Genomic DNA, 17919 nt, shown 5'->3' on the forward strand with positions numbered 1-17919 from the left:
GCTGAGCACTCATGAGCGATCGTGAGGATTTGGCTGCGCTGGTGCGCGAATTGGCTGTTGTACACGGAAAGGTGACGCTGTCTTCGGGCAAGGAAGCCGACTACTACGTCGACCTTCGCCGCGCGACACTTCACCACAAGGCGGCGCCGCTGATCGGCTCGCTGCTGCGTGAACTGGTCGCGGACTGGGATTTCGACGCCGTCGGAGGTTTGACGATGGGCGCCGATCCGGTTGCGATGGCGGTGATGCACGCTCCCGGACGCCCGATCGACGCGTTTGTCGTTCGCAAGGCTGCGAAGGCTCATGGGATGCAGCGTCAGATCGAGGGCCCGGACATCGTGGGCAAGCGTGTCCTGGTTGTCGAGGACACGACCACGACGGGCAATTCTCCGTTGACAGCAGTGAAGGCTCTGCGCGAGGCAGGGGCCACAGTGGTCGGAGTCGCTACCGTCGTCGATCGCGCGACGGGTGCGGACGCGATTATCGGTGCCGAGGGCGTCGAGTACCGATCGCTGCTGGGCCTGGAAGATCTGAACCTGAGCTGACGCCCCGTGAGTGGTTAAGGACTCCCTGCACTCCTCAACCACTCACAGGGGTCAGTCGCCGACGGTGACGGCGAGTGCTTCGTCGACGCTGTGCGGCGCGGGATCGTGGTCGTCGACGTGAGCGAGGACCTTGCGTCCGCTCGACAGGACGAACACGGCGGCGAGGGTGAGCACCGCGCCGACCCAGAACGGCATGTGGACGTTGGACTCGCCGAGCTTGCCGGCTACCCACGGAGCTGCGGCGCCGCCGACGAATCGAACGAAGCTGTAAGCAGCCGAGGCGGTCGACCGTTCCACGGGAGCCGAGATCATGACGGTTTCGGTGATGAGTGTGTTGTTCACACCGAGGAACAACCCGGCGAGGACGACACCCACGATCAAGACGATCTTGTTCTCGGTGAAGAGCGCCATCATGCCGAGGTCGAGTGCGAACAGTGTCAGCGCCAGCATCATCATCGGTAGTGTGCCGAAGCGTCGTTGCAGGCGAGGAGCGAGGAAAACCGACGAGATCGCCAGCATCAGGCCCCAGCCGAAGAAGATGAATCCGATCGGGTACGCCCCCATGTCGAGGGGGAACGGTGTGTACGCGAGCAGCGTGAAGAATCCGTAGTTGTAGAGCAGCGCGGTGATGGCAACGGTGAGTAGCCCGCGGTGTCGCAGCGCCTGGAAGGGCGCAGCGATGGACGTGTGGTGTTCGGGCTTGGGTGCGCTCGGAAGCATCACGACGATGAGAATGAAAGCAACCGCCATCAGGGCTGCGACGCCGAAGAACGGTGCGCGCCAGCTGATGTCACCGAGAACGCCGCCGACCAGCGGTCCGACCGCGATACCGATCCCCAGTGCAGCCTCGTAGAGGATGATCGCCCGTGCGACGCCGCCGCTGGCCGCGCCGACGATGGCCGCCAATGCCGTTGCGATGAAGAGTGCATTGCCCAGTCCCCAGCCGGCACGGAATCCGACGATCTGGCCGATGGTGCTGGAAGCGCCTGCCAGAGAGGCGAACACGATGATGATGGCAAGGCCTACAAGAAGTGTTTTCTTGGCGCCGATGCGGCTGGACACCACACCGGTGATGAGCATGGCCACGCCGGTGACGAGCATGTAGCTGGTGAACAGGAGCGAAACCTGCGACGGTGTGGCGTCGAGTTGTTCGCCGATCGGCTTGAGGATCGGATCGACCAATCCGATGCCCATGAAGGCGATGACGCTGGCAAAGGCTACCGCCCACACCGCTTTCGGTTGTTTCAGGAGGCTCGGCGGAGCCTCGTTCTGGTGCGTTGATGTCGCGGTCGTGTTGCTCACGGCCACCTCCTTTTTCAGTGGTGGGTATTTCAGCTGGGGTCGGAAGTCTTGATGATGGACCGCAATTCGGCCAATCCGTCGGCCAGTTTCTTGATCTGCTCGGGCCCGAGTTCGACGAAGTGGGGGACTAGAGCGTCGGCGATCTCGTTTCGGCCGTCGTTCAGGATCTTTCGACCCTTCGCGGTCATGGCGACGCGCACTGCGCGGGCGTCCTCCGGGTCGGCGCGGCGTTCGACGTAACCGTTCTCGCCGAGTTTGCGCAGTAGGGCAGTGGCAGAGGGCTGCGAGCTTCTGTCGAGTCGAGCGAAATCGCTGATCCGCATTTCGCCGTATTCCTCGAGGAGTGAGAGCGCGCGCAGCCAGGCGCGTGGGTACTGATCGGACGCGAAAGAACCTGCCAGCTTCGCGAAGCGGTGCGTGTTGCTCACGAGGTTGACGAGTAGTTCGTGCAGTTGCTGCTCTTCATCTGTCACGAAAAATATTATTGCATAGGGTAACTATGTAAATCAACGAGTCCGTAAAAGGTGGTCCGTCACACTTGTGGTGACCAGTGCCGCGATGTCGAGGCCGGGTGCAACGAGCGCGAGGCTTCGATTTGCCGCCAGCACTGCGATGCCGTGGGTTCCGGTCCAGATGTTCACCGCAGAAGTGGTGGGATCGGACGCGTCGGCCTCTTCGGTCAAGGCTTGCAGGGCGGCGAAGAGCGGGAGTGACGACTCTCGGAGGTTGCTGCCGGCGGCTTCGAGGAGGTCGTGGCGAAATATCAACTCGAACATCGCCGGCCGCTCCTGGGCGAATGACACGTATTCGATTGCTGCCGAGATCAATCGGCTACGAGCGGGTTGTTTGCCGACAAGTGCCGGTTGGAGTCTTTCGGTGAGATCGCGCAGGCCGTGCGAGGCAATTGCGGCAAGCAGGCTGTTGTGGGTCGGAAAGTATCTCCGCGGGGCGCCGTGCGACACGCCCGCCCGACGCGCGATCTCCCGTAGCGTCAGTTCTGTGGCGCCGTCGGCATCGAGAATCTCGACGCCGGTGGCGACGAGTGTTTCGCGAAGGCTGCTGACAGTCATGGAAGACAGTGTCTATTATTCTGGACGTAGACACTGTCTACTAGACGGAAAAAGGTGATGCCCTGTGCTCTATTGGCTGTTCAAATACGTTCTGATCGGCCCGGTCCTCTGGCTGTTCGGGCGGCCGACGATCGAGGGGCAGCACCACATCCCCAAGAAAGGGCCGGTGATTCTCGCCGGAAACCATCGGGCAGTCGTCGACTCGTTCTTCCTGGTCCTCATGGTGCGCCGGCGCATCACCTTCGTCGCGAAGAGTGAATATTTCACGGGGACCGGTGTGAAGGGCGCGATGCAGCGCTGGTTCTTCGGTGGGGCGGGTCAGGTGCCGATCGACCGTAGTGGCGCCGATGCCTCCCGTGCGGCATTGGACACGGCCATCGGAATTCTCGACAAAGGCGGCGTCTGGGGGATCTATCCCGAGGGAACGCGATCGCCCGACGGATGCCTGTACAAGGGAAAGACCGGAGCGATTCGTGTCGCCTTGGAAACCGGGGCGCCGGTCATTCCCGTCGTCGTGCACGGCGGCGACGCAGTCAACCCGCCGGGTACGCGGATGTGGCGCTTCAGCAAGGTCCGGATCACGGTAGGGGAGCCGATCGACTTCTCTCGGTACCGCGAACTTCGTGGCTACCAGGCCGTCGTGCGCGCGGCGACGGACGAATTGATGTCAGTGCTCTGTGACCAGTCGGGGCAGGAATACGTCGATGTCTACGGCGCGGACGTCAAATCCGGCGATGCTGCCTGAGTGACCCAGTACGGTCGCTGTTGGACGTGTAACCAACAGGAGGATTGTGATGGCGGGCAAGTGGGGCATCGAGCACGCAGTTTTTGCGGCGGCGACGGCAGCGACGGTGGTCGGGGCAGTGGTCGGTAACGAGCGGGTTCAGCAGATCGCGAAGCCGCTGATTGCACCTGCCTTGGCGGCCCGAGTGCTGCGCAAGCGCTCGGAGACGGAAACAGCCGATACCGCACTGCTTCTCGCCGGCCTCGCCGCTGCGACCGTCGGCGACGTGTTCATGATCGACCCGGACAACGATGCTCGTCTGATCAAGGGCGCGTCCTCGTTCGCGGTGATGCAGGCCAGTTACTCGGCTCTTCTCCTGCGCCGCGGGGCACGGCCGACCCGTGCTGCCCTCAAACCCCGCATCAGCGGTTGGTCGACGGCGTCCGGTCTGCTCCGTGCCAAGGCACCGAGCGTGTCGACGCCGCTCACCGGATACGGATTGATGTTGGGAACCACCTCGACGTTGTCGGCGGACCCCGCTCTGGCACCGCAGTCCAAGGCCGTGCTCGACGTTGTCGTCCCGAACAAGGATCGACGCTCCTGGCTCGGATTGGGCGGAGTGCTCTTCACCGCGTCCGACGGGCTGATCGTGGTGCGTCGACTGTTCATCCGCGGGACCGCCGGCCGCGCCGCTGCCGAGGGTGTGATCCTGGCGTCGTACGCGGGAGCGCAACTGATGCTGGTGGAGGGCATGTTGGCGCTGGGACGCAAGAAGAGCGTCTAGTTTTTCACGGGCACAGCATGATTCGGTCTCGGTTCTTCGGGTCCACCATGACGGTGACCGTGGATCCGGGAGTGATCTTGTCTTTGAACTCGGGTCGGATCTCGTACTCGATCCGGCCCGAGTACGAATCGGAACCTGGAACCGTGAGGCGGAGTGCGAGCTTGGCCAATTCGCCGTCGACGGTTCGGCGCAGGGGTGTGACCTTGTCGATTCGTGCCCACCCTTCGAGGCCGTGCTTTTCGAGCTTGCGCTCGGCGCGGGTCGGGCGATTGGCCCAGGCCATTCCGAATCCGAGTACGGAGCCGAAAGCAGCGAGTAGCCCGCCGATCTGATAGGGCAGAGTGCCAGGTGGGGTGTGCTCGACCAGCCATCCGAGCCACACCGCGAGCACGATCAGATATCCCACCGCGATGAAACATACGGTGTGTACGACGCGACGGTGATTCATCAGATTTCCTCCATATCCAGGATAGCCTGACCGGATGAGCGAACCGAACGTCTTCATCACCGGTGCTGCGGCTGGAATCGGGCGGGAGACGTCGCTGTTGTTCGCGCGCAACGGATACCGCGTCGGCGCGTTCGACATCGACGACGCCGGCCTTGCCTCCTTGAAGGCCGCGATCGACGGTTTCGGTGGGAGCGTCGTGACGGGTGTCCTGGATGTCACCGATCCTGCCGGATGGGCGCAGTGTCTGGCCGATTTTGCCGGGGAGTCCGGGCGTCTGGACATCCTGATCAACAATGCGGGCGTGCTCTCCTCGGGACGGTTCGAGGATATTTCTCTTGCGGCGCATCGCCGAATGGTCGACATCAACATCACCGGCACCCTCAACGGCACGCACACGGCTTTCCCGTACCTCCGCGATACCGTCGGCGCTCAGGTGGTCAATCTGTGCTCCGCTTCGGCGATCTACGGCCAGCCCGAACTGGCGACGTATGGTGCAACCAAGTTCGCGATCCGCGGCCTGACCGAGGCGCTCGATCTGGAATGGGCACAGCACGACATCCGTGTTCTCGCGCTCTGGCCGTTGTTCGTCCAGACCGCGATGGTCACTGGAATGGACACCGGAGCCACCAGATCGTTGGGTATCAAGCTGACTGCCACCGACGTCGCGAAGGAACTGTGGGCGGCCACACGCGGCGCCGGACGCGTACACAAGGTTCACTACCCGGTCGGAACGCAGGCGAAGCTCTTTCTCAGTGCGTCGCGGTTCTCGCCCGCGTGGCTCTCACGGCTGATGAACAAGCGCGTCACCAGCACTTAGTCGACCACACGATAGAGTGCACTGTCGGCTGTTGCTGGGCCAAGATGACGTGTGTGGAGGTAGTCGGGTGGTTCGTGTTCGGGTGGGGTTCGTCTTGTTGGGCGTCGGGTCGGCGCTCGTGCTCGCAGGGTGCGGCGGGGAGGCGGATTCAGCGCCGACCGTAGCGGCGCAGCCAAGTTCGACCACCACTACCGCAGTGCCGACGACAACCACCACCGTCGCGCCCGTCGTCCCCACGACCACCGAACCACCGACCACGACGCTGCCACCGACGACGACGCTCACGGACGTGCAGTTCGAGCGCAACGAGTCGTACTACTTCACCACTCCCGACGGGAACTTCCAGTGCGGCATCATCAAGTTGCCCACCAGAATCGAAGCCGGGTGCGAGGGAACGACCACTCCGGTTCCGCCGCGGCCGGAGAGCTGCATGGTCAACTGGGGCAACGGTATTCGCGTCACCGACGAGGGTGAGGGTGCTTTCATGTGTTCGGGCGGAGAGGTGTACACCTCGGGCGGTCCCGACGCCGATCCGGTGTTGGCGGCCGGTCAACCGCTGAGCAAACTGGGTTTCACCTGTACGACCACCGCGACAGACGTCTCGTGTGTCAACGATCAGACCACGCACGGCTTCACGGTGGCTGCAGATTCCAACGAGGTGTACTGATGACCGAAGTCGCAGCCGACGACGTCTCCGGTGGGGCCGGTGAACCGGGACCCACCGAGTGGGGCGAGAACCCCAACGGCGTCGGGCCGTGGGCCGAGGGGCACGACACGGAACCGCCGACAGACGAGCGCTACGACCCCGTACTCCTCGCCGAGGGTGATCGTCGAAACGTCTTGGACGAGTACCGGTACTGGACGCGGGAAGCGATAGTCGAGGACATCGACTCGCGCCGTCACACGATGCATGTCGCCATCGAAAACTTCGCGCACGACGCCAATATCGGCACGGTGGTCCGCACGGCAAACGCGTTTGCTGCGGCCGCGGTCCACATCGTGGGGCGTCGGCGCTGGAATCGGCGGGGCGCCATGGTGACCGATCGATACCAACACATCGTTCACCACGCCGACATCAGCGAGCTCGTCGAGTACGCCCGTGAGAATTCACTCACGATCGTTGCCGTCGACAACACCCCGGGGTCGGTGCCGCTGGAAACGGCAAGCCTGCCGCGAGAGTGCATCCTGCTGTTCGGTCAAGAAGGGCCCGGAGTGACCGAACATGCGAAAGAGGTTGCGTCCATGACGGTCTCGATCGCACAATTCGGGTCGACTCGCAGCATCAACGCCGGTGTCGCGGCCGGCATTGCGATGCACGCGTGGGTACGTGAGCATGCCGATCTCGCCGATTCCCGCTGATCTCGCTCGCGAATTCCGGCTAGCGCGTAGCGCCTCGACCAGACAGGATAGGTAGTTATGCAGGAAGTGTGGGCAGAGCGAGCCGATGCGGCTGAGGGCGCGATAGTCAGTCGTCACCTTCGGCGCCTGTGGGGACTGCCCCGGACAGCACTCGGCGTGGTTGCCTGGCCCGCTGTTCGGCGCGAGCGGATGTTCAAGCCGTGGCACTACTGGTGGCAAGCACACCTGCTCGACACTGCAATCGACGCGCTCGAACGTGACCCGACGCCCAAGCGTCGTCGCCGGGTGGCGAAGGTTGCCCGCAGTGTGCGGGTCCGCAACGTCTCGGCGTGGACCAACAACTATTACGACGACATGGCGTGGCTGGGCCTCTCGCTCGAACGTGCTCAACGTATGTTCTCGGTCGATCACCGGACCGCGGTCCAGGCGCTCGAATCGCAACTCTTCGATTCGTGGTCCCCGGCCGACGGCGGCGGTATTCCGTGGTGCAAAGGTTCCGATTTCTACAACACCCCGGCAAACGGACCCGCCGGAATCATGCTGGCGCGCACCGGAAAACTCTGGCGCGCGCAGGCAACGGCCGACTGGATCGACGAGACGCTGCGGGATCCGGACTCCGGACTGATCTTCGACGGTATCCGCCGCGACGGCACCCTCGAGCGCGCGATCTATTCGTACTGTCAGGGCGTCACGCTGGGGTTGGAAACCGAGTTGTCGACGCGATTGGGCGAACCGCGCCACCGCGAGCGAGTCCACAAACTCGTCGACGCGGTGTACGACGGAATGACCGAGTACGGAGTCATCACGGGCGGTGGCGGAGGCGACGGCGGACTGTTCAACGCAATCCTGGCTCGCTACCTCGCGTTCGTGGTGGTGAACTTGTCCTGGGAGACTCACGAGGACCTGCGAGCGCGCGAACTCGCAGCGCAGATCGTTCTGTCCTCCGCGGAAGCGGCCTGGAACAACAGACTGCAGATCGAAGGTCTGCCGCTGTTCGGGCACGACTGGACCAAGGATGCTCAGTTGCCGAGTCTGTCCGGCGACATCGCCACCTTCGCCGCCGGAACGGTGCGCTCGTCGAGCGTGCCCGAGCGAGACCTCTCGGTGCAGGTAGGTGGGTGGATGCTCATGGAGGCGGCATTTGTCGTCTCGGCGGCTGGATACCCGCGTAAGCGTTAGGCTTTTCCCTCATGGAATCCCGGCACGTGGTCGACACGGACGGCGTACGTCTTCACATCGATGTCGGTGGGGCAGGGGCGGACGTTCTGGTTCTCTCCGGCGGCCCGGGATGCGTTCACTATCTTGCTCACGACGAGCTGGTTCCGGAAGGAATGCGCGCGTGGTGCCCTGAGCCACGCGGAGTCGGCCGGTCCGGTGGCGGCGCTCATACGATGGCGCAGGCGGTTGCGGACCTCGAACTCGTCCGACGCACGTTCGAGATCGACAGCTGGGTCGTGCTGGGGCACTCGTGGGGATCCGACTTGGCGGTGCGGTACGCACTCGACTGTCCGGAATCGGTGTCCGGCGTCGTCGGCATCGCGGGGCACGGCCTCCACAAGGACCGGACCTGGTCGAAGCAGTACGAAGCGGGAATCGAGCCGGACCCGCAGATACCTTGGGAACCTGTTGTCTGGCAATCGCTTCAAGAATCGTTCATCGAATGGATCCATGAACCACAGCTGTTTCGGCAGTTGGCCGATTCACCCGTGCCCATGACATTTCTCGCGGCGGCCGACGATATTCGCCCGTCGTGGCCGTTGCAGCAACTGGCCGAGCTCGTGCCTAACGGTAGTTTCGAGGTCGTCGACGGTGTCGCGCACAACTTCTGGCAGTCTCACCCGCTCCTGTGGAGGAAGATCGTCACCGAGGCTTGTGCGACGCACTCTCGACTCTCCTGATCTCCACCAGGATCCGCTCCGCAACGGTCTGGTATCCCAGGCTCCGATTGACGGTCAGCATCGGGTGGTTTTCCGCGTTCACCGTTGTGTAAATCTTTTGCAGCGAGGGAAATTCAGCTGCCAACACAGACGCTTGTTGCTCCTTGACCCACCGAGCGAGACCGTGTCCGCGGTGCTGGGGAAGTACCACGGTGTCGTGCTGTGATGCGTGGGTGCTGTCATGTTCGTCCACCGTCACCACTGTCGCTGCGGCTACTTCGCCGACGCTGTCGTCGACCGCGCAGCACACCAGGAGTACTTGAGAGCCACCCGTCATCTTCTGTTCCCACGATCTGACCTCGTCGGCTCCCCAATTACGTTCGGGCATCTGCAGTTCGGTGCCCGGCGCGTCGAGGAGTCGGTTCAATGCCTCCGAGAAGGAGTGGACCAGCTCGTCCGGGGTTCGGTTGCGCCAACTGACGATTCGATAGCCGGGGCGGGCGCTGTGTGCGGTGGGAGGGCTGAGGTGCTGAACCTGGTTGGCCAACCGAAGCAACACACGGTGGCCGTCGAACGATCCCAGGAAATGCTCGGCTGCGCTTCCGACGAGCGCCGTCACTCTGATTCTTCGCACGCCGAACCCGGCGATGTCGACTTCGGCGAGTTCGGCAAGCGCTCGTCCTACCCCTCGTCGCTGCGCGTGGGGTGTCACGTACATCCGAAACTCTGCGAGATCAGGTTCCGCCGAGTTGCGTCGCGCCTGGGCGATACCGAGGACCTCGTCCGTTCCGCCGTCGCGTGCGATCCAACGCCATACATCGGCCGAACCGTCCTCGGCCTCGATCATTTCCATCAGCGCCGTCGCTGTCGGCGCAGTTCCGGACAGGTGACGCTGGCCTTCGGCGAAGACCTCACAGCACTGGTGAAGAACCGATGCTGTCGATCCGGACGGTACGAACTCGGCTACAACTACGCGGCTCACCCATGTGACGATACCGAGCTGCCAACCCCGAGTTGGAATCACGCGAACCCTAACCCTGTCGGACTGCGGCGGCAGTTGCCAGCATTCAGGCATGTCTGATTCTCCGCGCCAACTGAGCCTCAACGCGTTCATCCACCCCGCCGGTCATCACGAAGCGGCGTGGCGTCATCCGTGGACATCACCGGAACGTCTGTTCGACGTCACGTATTTCCAGGAGATCGCTCGCACTGCTGAGGCGGCGAAGTTCGACGGAATCTTCTTCGCCGACGGTCCCGCGTTGCGCAGCGACGTCGAGCACGGTCCCGCAGGGACGTTGGAGCCGATCACCTTGTTGACGGCCATTGCAGTGGCAACCGAGCGGATCGGATTGATCGCGACGGCGTCGACCACGTACTACGAGCCGTACAACCTGGCTCGGCTGTTCGCCTCACTCGACCACATCTCGAACGGACGCGCTGGGTGGAACATCGTCACCACGGGTACGGATCTGGCTGCCGCCAACTTCGGGCTGGCCAAGCATCCGGACCACGGCGACCGGTATTCGCGTGCAAGGGAATTCGTCGACGCGGTGGTGCGGTTGTGGGACAGCTGGGAGGACGACGCGATCAGTCTGGACCGGGAGAACGGAATCTACGCGGACAGAAACAAGATTCACGAGATCAACTACGTCGGCCGGCATCTTCGGGTGCGGGGGCCGTTCAACGCACCGCGAACGCCGCAGGGATACCCGGTGCTGGTGCAGGCCGGGGCGTCCAACGACGGTCGCGCGTTTGCCGGTCAGTATGCGGAGGCGATTTTCACAGCGCACCAGAGACTTTCCGATGCGCAGGCGTTCTACACCGACATCAAGTCGAGGGCTGCTCAGTTCGGGCGCAACCCCGATCATGTCAAGATTCTGCCGGGAATCAGCCCGTTCATCGGTGACACCGAGGAACAAGCCAAGGCGCTCGAGCGAGAATTCAACGAGTTGACTTCGCCGGAGTACGGGCTCGCGCAACTCGGTGCACTCACCGGGACCGATGTTCGGAATCTGGAACTGGATGCACCGGTTCCTGTCGAATTGTTCGCGGCGGCAGGTGATGTCACCGACAACAAGCAAAGCAGATTGCAGGTGATCGCCGGCATAGTCGAGCGTGAGCGTCCGACGGTTCGGGGACTGCTTCATCGTTTGGCGGGTGCGCGCGGACACCGGGTGTTCGCCGGAACCGCCGAGCAGGTGGCTGACACGATCGAGGAATGGTTCACCAGCGGTGCTGCTGACGGATTCAACGTCATGCCGCCGTACTACCCGGGTGGACTCGAAATCTTCACCGAGCGTGTGGTCCCGATCCTGCAGGATCGCGGTCTGTTCCGCACCGAATACACGGGTACAACGCTTCGTGATCATTTCGGGTTGCCGAGGCCCGAGAGCCAGTTCTCGGGTAGTGCGTCTGCAGTGCAGTAGGCCCGCCTCCCGTTGTCGATAATGACAATGGTTACCATTAAGGAATGAAGCAGCTACCGGTAACCGTGCTGTCCGGATTTCTGGGCGCAGGCAAGACCACACTCCTCAACCACATCCTCGCCAATCGAGACGGCCGTCGGGTCGCCGTCATCGTCAACGACATGAGCGAGATCAACATCGACGCGGCCCTCGTCGCGGGCCAGGGCCACCTCGATCGCACGGAGGAGAAGTTGGTCGAGCTGACCAACGGATGCATCTGCTGCACGCTGCGCGAGGATCTGATCGACGCCGTCGGCGCGCTGGCCCGCGAGGGGCGGTTCGATCAGTTGGTGATCGAATCCACCGGCATCTCCGAACCGATGCCGGTGGCGGCCACCTTCGACTGGGAATTCGAGGACGGCTTCAGCCTCGGCTCGCTCGCGAAGCTCGACACCATGGTGACCGTGGTGGACGCGTCGACTTTTCTCGGCGAACTGGCAAAAGGCGAGCGACTGGACGAGCGCAACCTCGAAGCCGGGGAGGGGGACGGACGCAGCATCTCCGATCTCCTGGTTGATCAGGTGGAGTTCGCCGACGTCATCTTGCTGAACAAAACCGACTTGGTGAGTCCGCGGGCGGCGGGAACCGTCGAGGCGACGCTTCGAAGGCTCAACCCCACTGCTCAGCTGATTCGGACCGACCACGGAAAAGTCACCCTCGATCGCGTCCTCGAAACCGGTCTCTACAACCCGGAACTGGCTGCGCAAGTACCCGGTTGGGACGAGGAACTGGCCGGCGGGCACACCCCGGAAACCGAGGAATACGGAATACGCAGCGTCACGTATCGAGCCTCGCGACCCTTTCATCCGGCGCGACTCGAGGCTGCGCTCGGTCAGTTCGCGGGACTCTTGCGAAGCAAAGGCTTCTGCTGGATCGCCAGTCGGCCCGAGTTCGCCGCTATCTGGTCGCAGGCAGGCCCCAACCTCGTCATCGAACCGGCGCAACTGTGGGCGTCGGCCGCGGAGGTGCCAGGGCAGGAGATCGTGTTCATCGGAGTGAAACTCGACCCGGCGACGCCGTCGCGAATCCTCGATCCGGCTCTGCTGACCGATGACGAACTACGCGAAGGACCGCGGGCCTGGACTCGCTACGAGGACCCGCTTCCGGCGTGGGACCAGAGCCACCTGCACTGAGCAGACAGCTTCTAGTCGAGGACTTCTTCTACCTCGACGTCTTCGGCCGGTCGGGCCATTTCCTTGCGGTACTGCCAAATTCCCAACGCGGTGCCGATGACCAAGCTGACCATCATCACGATCAGCACGGCGGGCAGCAACCACGGAACGCGATCGAGGAACGAGCCACCGTAGAAACCGAGCAGCAGGAGTACCGGTGCCCAGATGATCGCGCCGATGGTGCTCGCGATGGTGTAGCGCGTGTGGTTCATCTTGGCTGCGCCTGCGACCATCGGGCACAGGGTGCGAACCCACGGAACCCAGCGGGCGATCAGGACGGCCCAGAACCCGTGTCTCTCCAACAGGATGTTGACGCGGTGCAGATTCTTCTCGGTGAAGTACTTGCCGCCCTTACGGGCTTTGATGTGGTTGCCCGTCCGGTGGCCGATGACGTAACCGACCTGGTTGCCGGCAATGGCAGCGATCATCGCGCCCACCGACAGCGCCCACACGTGGCCTGCACCGGATTCGTGACCGGCAAGCACGATTCCGGCTGTGATCAGCAGCGAGTCACCGGGGAGAAACAACCCGAGGATGATCGCGCACTCGATGAAGACGAACGTGACGACGATGATCCAGACCAACAGGGGCCCGGCAGTCTCGAGTGGGGAGAAACTGCCGGATGCGAGCGTCATCGTGGTCAGTTCTTCGCCTCGTTCTGCAATCAGGGGGTGGGGTCTTCGGGGACTGTCACCGTCGAATTGTCCGTAGTGGAAGTATTCGCCGATTCACCACGTCTCGACGCCAGAATTCGCTTTCCGATTTCGAAGACGATCGGCAGAACCGACACCAGGACGATCAAGATGAAGATGTAGTCGACATTGTCGCGGATGAATTCGATCTGCCCCAGGAGGTAGCCGAGCAAAGTCACACCGGCACCCCACAGGATGCCGCCGACGATGTTGTAGGTCAGGAACAGTGAGTACTTCATCTTCGAGGCGCCCGCGACAACCGGTGCAAAAGTACGCACGATCGGCACGAACCTCGCCAGGATAATGGTGATCGGGCCGTGCTTTTCGAAGAAGGCATGCGACTCGTCGATGTACTTCTTCTTGAAGAACCGCGCGTCGTCCGTCTTGAACAGGGCAGTTCCGCCCTTGGCGCCGATGTAGAACCCGACTTGGTCACCCAGAATCGCGGCGATCGGAATCGTCACCAGGAGCACCCACAGCGGCGCGAACGGTTCGATCTCCGTCGACTTGGAAGCCGCGATCAGCCCTGCGGTGAAGAGCAGAGAATCGCCGGGCAAGAGCGGAAACAGCAGCCCTGATTCGATGAAGACCACCAGAAGCAGTCCCACCAGAACCCACGTTCCGAAGGAATTCAAGAGGTTCACGGGATCGAGGAAGCCGGGCAGCAAGGCCAGGTTCGTCACGGATTCAGTTGCTGCCTGCACATTCACGGGGGCCAGAGTACCGGCCGAATCTGAGTGTTTCCCACCACCGCAGGTCATCGCGTCGGTGGCGGCGGCCGAGACCGCAAAGAGACGTGACGAGTCGGACTTGCCATACTGCTAGGACCACACGAAGCGCTTTCACATCGCCGAGCGCTCCGAACGACACGTATATGGAGGACTCCCGCCGTGCCTATCGCAACTCCCGAGGTCTATGCCGAGATGCTTGGTCGGGCCAAGGAGCATTCCTTTGCCTTCCCCGCCATCAACTGTGTCGGCTCCGAATCCATCAACGCAGCCATCAAGGGCTTCGCGGACGCCGGCAGTGACGGCATCATCCAGTTCTCGACGGGCGGCGCCGAGTTCGGTTCCGGTTTGGGCGTCAAGGACATGGTCACCGGCGCTGTTGCGCTCGCCGAGTTCGCACACGTGATCGCGGCAAAGTACGACGTCACCATCGCGCTGCACACCGACCACTGCCCGAAGGACAAGCTGGACACCTACGTGCGTCCGCTGCTCGCGATCTCGCAGGAGCGCGTCGACGCCGGTCGTAACCCGCTGTTCCAGTCGCACATGTGGGACGGCTCGGCTATCCCGATCGACGAGAACCTGGCAATCGCCAAGGAACTGCTCGCCCTCTCCAAGGCTGCACGCATCATCCTCGAGGTCGAGATCGGTGTCGTCGGCGGCGAAGAAGACGGCGTCGAGGCCGAGATCAACGACAAGCTCTACACCTCGAGTGAAGACTTCGAGAAGACGGTCGATGCTCTGGGCATCGGCGAACAGGGCAAGTACCTGCTCGCAGCCACCTTCGGCAACGTCCACGGCGTCTACAAGCCGGGCAACGTCAAGCTCAAGCCCGAGGTTCTCGAAGAGGGCCAGAAGGTCGCCGCTGCCAAGCTCGGCCTGGCCGCAGGCTCGCAGCCCTTCGATTTCGTCTTCCACGGTGGATCGGGATCGCTGAAGTCCGAGATCGAGGATTCGCTGAACTTCGGCGTCGTCAAGATGAACGTCGACACCGACACCCAGTACGCGTTCTCCCGTCCGATCGCCGGACACTTCTTCTCCAACTACGACGGCGTCCTCAAGATCGACGGCGAGGTCGGAAACAAGAAGGCATACGACCCGCGCAGCTACCTCAAGAAGGCCGAAGCAGGCATGACGGCTCGCGTCGTCGAGGCGTGCAACGACCTGAAGTCGGCCGGACGCTCGGTGTCCGCAGGCTGATCGGCTTCACAACTCAGCATCACAGAACAAAATGCGCGCCGACGAATTTCTCGTCGGCGCGCATTTTCTGTTCAGGTGCTTACTTGCTGGGATCGCAGACTTTCCACGTGCCGTCCTGGCGCTCGAGGTCGAACGTGCGCCACGACTGTTCGCCGGTGCTCGGCAAACTTGCCTGGACCTGCGCGATCGCGGTGTCGTCGGTGATGCGCACCGCATCGACGGCTCCGACCTGCGGGATCGTCTTCTGAGCGACGGCATTGTCGTGGACCTGAGCGAACGCTGCGTCCGGAATGGTGCGGTAGTACTCGCCCAGCGCCCCACACGTCGACGTTCGTAGCGTCGCCAGATCGCCGGTCTGAAGAGCATCGACGTACGTCGAGATGGCGGTCTGAACCTGGGCTTCAGGTGAGCTTTCGCCGCTACCGCTGTTGGACGAGACGAAGACTGCGATGCCGATTGCCGCGAGGACGGCGACGCCGGCCGCTGCTGCCGCGATGTACCAGCCCTTGCCGCTGCGCTTGGTTTTTTCCGGCGCGGCAGGCTCGATGCGAGTCGGCATCGGCTGGGCCGGCGGTGGGGTCGCTGCGACACCCACACGTTGAGGTGCGGCGCGCTGCTGCGGTTGAGGCGCGGAGCGCTGTGGCGGTTGAGGCGCGGCGCGCTGTGGCGGTGGCGGCGGGGTTGGAGCTTGCCGGGGTGGCGGTGTCGGCTGCGCGGCTTTCGGAATCGCGACGGTGGCGGGCTCCGGCTTGGGCTGGGGTGTCGGTGCTGCTGCCGGTGTTTCTGCTGGTGTTGCTGTGGGTGCCTGAGTTGCCTTGGGGATCGCGACGGTTGGCGCGCTGGCGGCTTTGGCGTCGCCGTCCGCCTTCGAGTTCTTGTCCGCCTTCGAGTTCTTGTCTGCCTTCTGGATCGCCACAGTCGCAGGTTCGGTCGGGGCCGACTTCTCGGGCGCACCGTTCGGGGCTGCGCTCTTTTTCGAGTTGTCGTCTTTCGAGTCCGGCACGGGTAACCCTTCGGTCTTATGCGGCAATGACCATGTCAGGGTAACGACCGGTATGACCGGGCATAACTCCGACCGTCGGCGAGGCGGTCCTGTGGCAGAAAGGCGTAGCGGGCACAATGAGCGCATGACCCAATTCGGTGACCTGCTCGGACCCAAGCCCACTCTGCTTCCCGGCGACGACGAGGCGGAATCGGCACTGCTCAACCACGCTGACCCGGCCCAGGTCGCGGCCGACCATCCCACTGCCTCCATCGCGTGGGCCTACCTCGCCGAGGCTGCCCTGGACAAGGGCGAAACCATCACTGCCTACGCCTACGCGCGTACCGGCTACCACCGCGGACTCGACCAACTGCGTCGTAACGGTTGGAAGGGTTTCGGTCCTGTGCCCTACAGCCATGAACCGAACCGCGGATTCCTCCGTTGCGTCGCTGTCTTGGCCAAGGCCGCGAAGACGATCGGTGAGGCCGACGAGTACGCGCGTTGCCTAGATCTGCTCGAAGACTGCGATCCCAACGCCGCCGAAGCGCTTGGCCTCGGTTAGCAGTTTCCGTCCGAGCCGGGCCGGTATCAAGGACCGTGCTCGCAAATCGGTGCGTCGGCTTCAGACGTCGGCGCTACCGATCATTCAATGTGCCTTGGCGGCCGGATTGGCGTGGTGGGTTGCCACTACGGTGATCGGGCACCATGCGCCGTTCTTCGCGCCGATTGCTGCCGTGGTCTCGCTCGGTCTGTCGTTGGGCGCCCGACTACGACGTTCGTTCGAGTTGGTTGCGGGTGTCACGGTCGGTATCGGAATCGGTGACCTGATCATCTCCGGCATCGGGAGCGGACCCTGGCAGATCAGTTTGGTTGTCGTGCTGGCGATGTCCGTCGCGGTGCTACTGAACAGCGGGCCGATCTTCTCCATGCAGGCCGGAAACTCGGCCGTGCTGGTGGCGACGCTGATCCCACCGGGCGGCAGCGGCGGGCCCGATCGCATGATCGACGCCCTTGTCGGTGGTTTGGTGGGCATCGCGGTGGTCGCGATCATCCCCACGCACCCGGTACGACGCGCACGCAAGGACGCTGCATCGATTCTCGGAACAGCGTCAGAGGTACTGCAATTGGTGGCAGACGGCCTCGTCGCGAACGATCCGGACCCGATCGTGAAGGCGCTGCAGAAGGCGCGCGCTACTCAGGGTGCCATCGACGGATTGCGCAGCAACCTTCTCGGCGGGCGCGAGATCAGCCGAATCTCCCCGCTGTACTGGAACAGTCGACCGCGCCTCGAAAGGCTCATGGCGACAGCCGATCCCATCGACAACGCGATGCGCAACATTCGAGTGCTCGCGCGTCGTTCGTTGACGTTGGTCAGGGACGACGAGATCCTCGATCCTCGTCTGGTGGCTCAGGTCGAGCGCTTGTCGAAAGCCGTCGAAGTTCTCAAGGACATGATCCTGGCGGAGCCGGGTGAGCAGCCTGATCAGGCCGAGGCAGCGCGCGTCCTGCGCTCGGTGGCGAAGGAACTGAAACCGGCGATAGTCGAGAACGCGGGCCTGTCCTCGACGGTGGTGTTTGCCCAGATTCGATCGCTGGTCGTCGACCTCTTGCAGGTAGCAGGCATGAAGCGCATCTCGTCGATCGCCACTCTGCCGCCCACTGTGCCGCACCCGGCGTACGAGCCGGATCACTGACCTCTGCCTTTTCCCGCTCACTGAGCAACTCATTGTATGTATGCGAATGTATGCATATGC

21 protein-coding genes are annotated in these 17919 nt (G+C 63.1%); 13 read left to right on the forward strand and 8 right to left on the reverse strand.

Annotated features, from left to right (window positions below):
* Positions 1-11 precede the first annotated feature (11 nt).
* Positions 12-545, forward strand: a complete 534-nt coding sequence (gene pyrE, locus ABX74_RS09250) for an orotate phosphoribosyltransferase (RefSeq protein ID WP_019749433.1) — start codon at positions 12-14, stop codon at positions 543-545.
* Positions 546-596: 51 nt separating this feature from the next.
* Here pyrE and ABX74_RS09255 read toward each other — a convergent pair whose 3' ends face one another.
* The 3 genes from ABX74_RS09255 to ABX74_RS09265 are packed head-to-tail and all read right to left on the reverse strand — an operon-like array spanning position 597 to position 2917.
* Entirely contained in the window at positions 597-1853 is a 1257-nt protein-coding gene (locus ABX74_RS09255) for an MFS transporter (RefSeq protein ID WP_020906634.1), read from the reverse strand.
* A 23-nt stretch (positions 1854-1876) separates the two neighbouring features.
* A complete protein-coding gene (locus tag ABX74_RS09260) occupies positions 1877-2320 on the reverse strand; it encodes a MarR family winged helix-turn-helix transcriptional regulator (RefSeq protein WP_047888710.1) in 444 nt (147 codons plus the stop codon).
* 33 nt (positions 2321-2353) lie between these two features.
* Positions 2354-2917, reverse strand: coding sequence for a TetR/AcrR family transcriptional regulator (locus tag ABX74_RS09265; protein WP_019749436.1), 564 nt, complete (start codon positions 2915-2917; stop codon positions 2354-2356).
* A 64-nt stretch (positions 2918-2981) separates the two neighbouring features.
* Here ABX74_RS09265 and ABX74_RS09270 point away from each other — a divergent pair, with 64 nt between their 5' ends.
* Both ABX74_RS09270 and ABX74_RS09275 read left to right on the forward strand, forming a co-directional pair.
* Positions 2982-3662, forward strand: a complete 681-nt coding sequence (locus ABX74_RS09270) for a lysophospholipid acyltransferase family protein (protein WP_019749437.1) — start codon at positions 2982-2984, stop codon at positions 3660-3662.
* Positions 3663-3711: 49 nt separating this feature from the next.
* Positions 3712-4425: a lysoplasmalogenase gene (locus tag ABX74_RS09275; protein ID WP_021343244.1), complete on the forward strand. Its 714-nt coding sequence runs from the start codon at positions 3712-3714 to the stop codon at positions 4423-4425.
* A gap of 4 nt (positions 4426-4429) precedes the next feature.
* Here the strand turns inward: ABX74_RS09275 and ABX74_RS09280 are convergent, their stop codons facing one another.
* Complete coding sequence (locus tag ABX74_RS09280) at positions 4430-4873, reverse strand: hypothetical protein (RefSeq protein WP_020906637.1); 444 nt, start codon at positions 4871-4873, stop codon at positions 4430-4432.
* Positions 4874-4907: 34 nt separating this feature from the next.
* Here ABX74_RS09280 and ABX74_RS09285 point away from each other — a divergent pair, with 34 nt between their 5' ends.
* The 5 genes from ABX74_RS09285 (at position 4908) to ABX74_RS09305 (ending at position 8947) form a co-directional block, all read left to right on the forward strand.
* The gene (locus ABX74_RS09285) at positions 4908-5690 is read left to right on the forward strand and encodes an SDR family oxidoreductase (RefSeq protein WP_020968804.1); all 783 of its coding nucleotides are present in this window, start codon (positions 4908-4910) and stop codon (positions 5688-5690) included.
* A gap of 67 nt (positions 5691-5757) precedes the next feature.
* Entirely contained in the window at positions 5758-6357 is a 600-nt protein-coding gene (locus ABX74_RS09290) for a DUF6636 domain-containing protein (protein WP_020968805.1), read from the forward strand.
* Positions 6357-7049 carry a TrmH family RNA methyltransferase gene (locus tag ABX74_RS09295; protein WP_020906640.1) on the forward strand — a complete coding sequence of 231 codons (693 nt, stop codon included), beginning with the start codon at positions 6357-6359 and terminating at the stop codon, positions 7047-7049. The genes ABX74_RS09290 and ABX74_RS09295 overlap by 1 nt, the downstream gene beginning before the upstream one ends.
* A gap of 57 nt (positions 7050-7106) precedes the next feature.
* Positions 7107-8228, forward strand: a complete 1122-nt coding sequence (locus ABX74_RS09300; protein WP_019749443.1) for a glycoside hydrolase family 76 protein — start codon at positions 7107-7109, stop codon at positions 8226-8228.
* 11 nt (positions 8229-8239) lie between these two features.
* On the forward strand, positions 8240-8947 hold the full coding sequence (locus ABX74_RS09305; protein WP_020968806.1) for an alpha/beta fold hydrolase: 708 nt from the start codon (positions 8240-8242) through the stop codon (positions 8945-8947).
* Here ABX74_RS09305 and ABX74_RS09310 read toward each other — a convergent pair.
* On the reverse strand, positions 8910-9908 hold the full coding sequence (locus tag ABX74_RS09310) for a GNAT family N-acetyltransferase (RefSeq protein ID WP_223257869.1): 999 nt from the start codon (positions 9906-9908) through the stop codon (positions 8910-8912). The genes ABX74_RS09305 and ABX74_RS09310 overlap by 38 nt on opposite strands.
* A 91-nt stretch (positions 9909-9999) precedes the next feature.
* Between ABX74_RS09310 and ABX74_RS09315 the strand changes: the two genes are divergently transcribed.
* Positions 10000-11352 (forward strand): LLM class flavin-dependent oxidoreductase, encoded by a 1353-nt coding sequence (locus ABX74_RS09315; RefSeq protein WP_047888712.1) that lies wholly within the window; start codon positions 10000-10002, stop codon positions 11350-11352.
* Positions 11353-11396: 44 nt separating this feature from the next.
* On the forward strand, positions 11397-12524 hold the full coding sequence (locus tag ABX74_RS09320; RefSeq protein WP_047888713.1) for a GTP-binding protein: 1128 nt from the start codon (positions 11397-11399) through the stop codon (positions 12522-12524).
* Positions 12525-12535: 11 nt separating this feature from the next.
* On the opposite strand, the gene ABX74_RS09325 is transcribed toward ABX74_RS09320, so the two are convergent.
* Complete coding sequence (locus ABX74_RS09325; RefSeq protein WP_019749448.1) at positions 12536-13198, reverse strand: DedA family protein; 663 nt, start codon at positions 13196-13198, stop codon at positions 12536-12538.
* 29 nt (positions 13199-13227) lie between these two features.
* Positions 13228-13965 carry a VTT domain-containing protein gene (locus ABX74_RS09330; RefSeq protein ID WP_029254751.1) on the reverse strand — a complete coding sequence of 246 codons (738 nt, stop codon included), beginning with the start codon at positions 13963-13965 and terminating at the stop codon, positions 13228-13230.
* A 180-nt stretch (positions 13966-14145) separates the two neighbouring features.
* Between ABX74_RS09330 and fbaA the strand changes: the two genes are divergently transcribed.
* Positions 14146-15183 (forward strand): class II fructose-bisphosphate aldolase, encoded by a 1038-nt coding sequence (fbaA, locus tag ABX74_RS09335; RefSeq protein ID WP_021343256.1) that lies wholly within the window; start codon positions 14146-14148, stop codon positions 15181-15183.
* Positions 15184-15262: 79 nt separating this feature from the next.
* Here the strand turns inward: fbaA and ABX74_RS30730 are convergent, their stop codons facing one another.
* The gene (locus ABX74_RS30730) at positions 15263-16186 is read right to left on the reverse strand and encodes a nuclear transport factor 2 family protein (protein ID WP_047888714.1); all 924 of its coding nucleotides are present in this window, start codon (positions 16184-16186) and stop codon (positions 15263-15265) included.
* 124 nt (positions 16187-16310) lie between these two features.
* Between ABX74_RS30730 and ABX74_RS09345 the strand changes: the two genes are divergently transcribed.
* Together ABX74_RS09345 and ABX74_RS09350 are read left to right on the forward strand one after the other, a co-directional pair.
* Positions 16311-16727 carry a DUF3151 domain-containing protein gene (locus ABX74_RS09345; RefSeq protein ID WP_003944361.1) on the forward strand — a complete coding sequence of 139 codons (417 nt, stop codon included), beginning with the start codon at positions 16311-16313 and terminating at the stop codon, positions 16725-16727.
* Positions 16714-17859 (forward strand): FUSC family protein, encoded by a 1146-nt coding sequence (locus tag ABX74_RS09350; RefSeq protein ID WP_019749453.1) that lies wholly within the window; start codon positions 16714-16716, stop codon positions 17857-17859. The genes ABX74_RS09345 and ABX74_RS09350 overlap by 14 nt, the downstream gene beginning before the upstream one ends.
* Positions 17860-17919: the final 60 nt, after the last annotated feature.

This window comes from Rhodococcus sp. ARP2, from assembly GCF_001029585.1.
GTDB classification, from domain to species: domain Bacteria; phylum Actinomycetota; class Actinomycetes; order Mycobacteriales; family Mycobacteriaceae; genus Rhodococcus_F; species Rhodococcus_F erythropolis.

Bases quoted from the DNA above. Each gene is read 5' to 3' on its own strand.
- ABX74_RS09295 (WP_020906640.1), top strand. From the start codon at position 6,357: ATGACCGAAGTCGCAGCCGACGACGTCTCCGGTGGGGCCGGTGAACCG.
- ABX74_RS09280 (WP_020906637.1), bottom strand. From the start codon at position 4,873: ATGAATCACCGTCGCGTCGTACACACCGTATGTTTCATCGCGGTGGGA.
- ABX74_RS09300 (WP_019749443.1), top strand. From the start codon at position 7,107: ATGCAGGAAGTGTGGGCAGAGCGAGCCGATGCGGCTGAGGGCGCGATA.
- ABX74_RS09305 (WP_020968806.1), top strand. From the start codon at position 8,240: ATGGAATCCCGGCACGTGGTCGACACGGACGGCGTACGTCTTCACATC.
- ABX74_RS09325 (WP_019749448.1), bottom strand. From the start codon at position 13,198: ATGACGCTCGCATCCGGCAGTTTCTCCCCACTCGAGACTGCCGGGCCC.
- ABX74_RS09320 (WP_047888713.1), top strand. From the start codon at position 11,397: ATGAAGCAGCTACCGGTAACCGTGCTGTCCGGATTTCTGGGCGCAGGC.
- pyrE (WP_019749433.1), top strand. From the start codon at position 12: ATGAGCGATCGTGAGGATTTGGCTGCGCTGGTGCGCGAATTGGCTGTT.
- ABX74_RS09345 (WP_003944361.1), top strand. From the start codon at position 16,311: ATGACCCAATTCGGTGACCTGCTCGGACCCAAGCCCACTCTGCTTCCC.
- ABX74_RS09285 (WP_020968804.1), top strand. From the start codon at position 4,908: ATGAGCGAACCGAACGTCTTCATCACCGGTGCTGCGGCTGGAATCGGG.
- ABX74_RS09315 (WP_047888712.1), top strand. From the start codon at position 10,000: ATGTCTGATTCTCCGCGCCAACTGAGCCTCAACGCGTTCATCCACCCC.
- ABX74_RS09275 (WP_021343244.1), top strand. From the start codon at position 3,712: ATGGCGGGCAAGTGGGGCATCGAGCACGCAGTTTTTGCGGCGGCGACG.
- ABX74_RS09265 (WP_019749436.1), bottom strand. From the start codon at position 2,917: ATGACTGTCAGCAGCCTTCGCGAAACACTCGTCGCCACCGGCGTCGAG.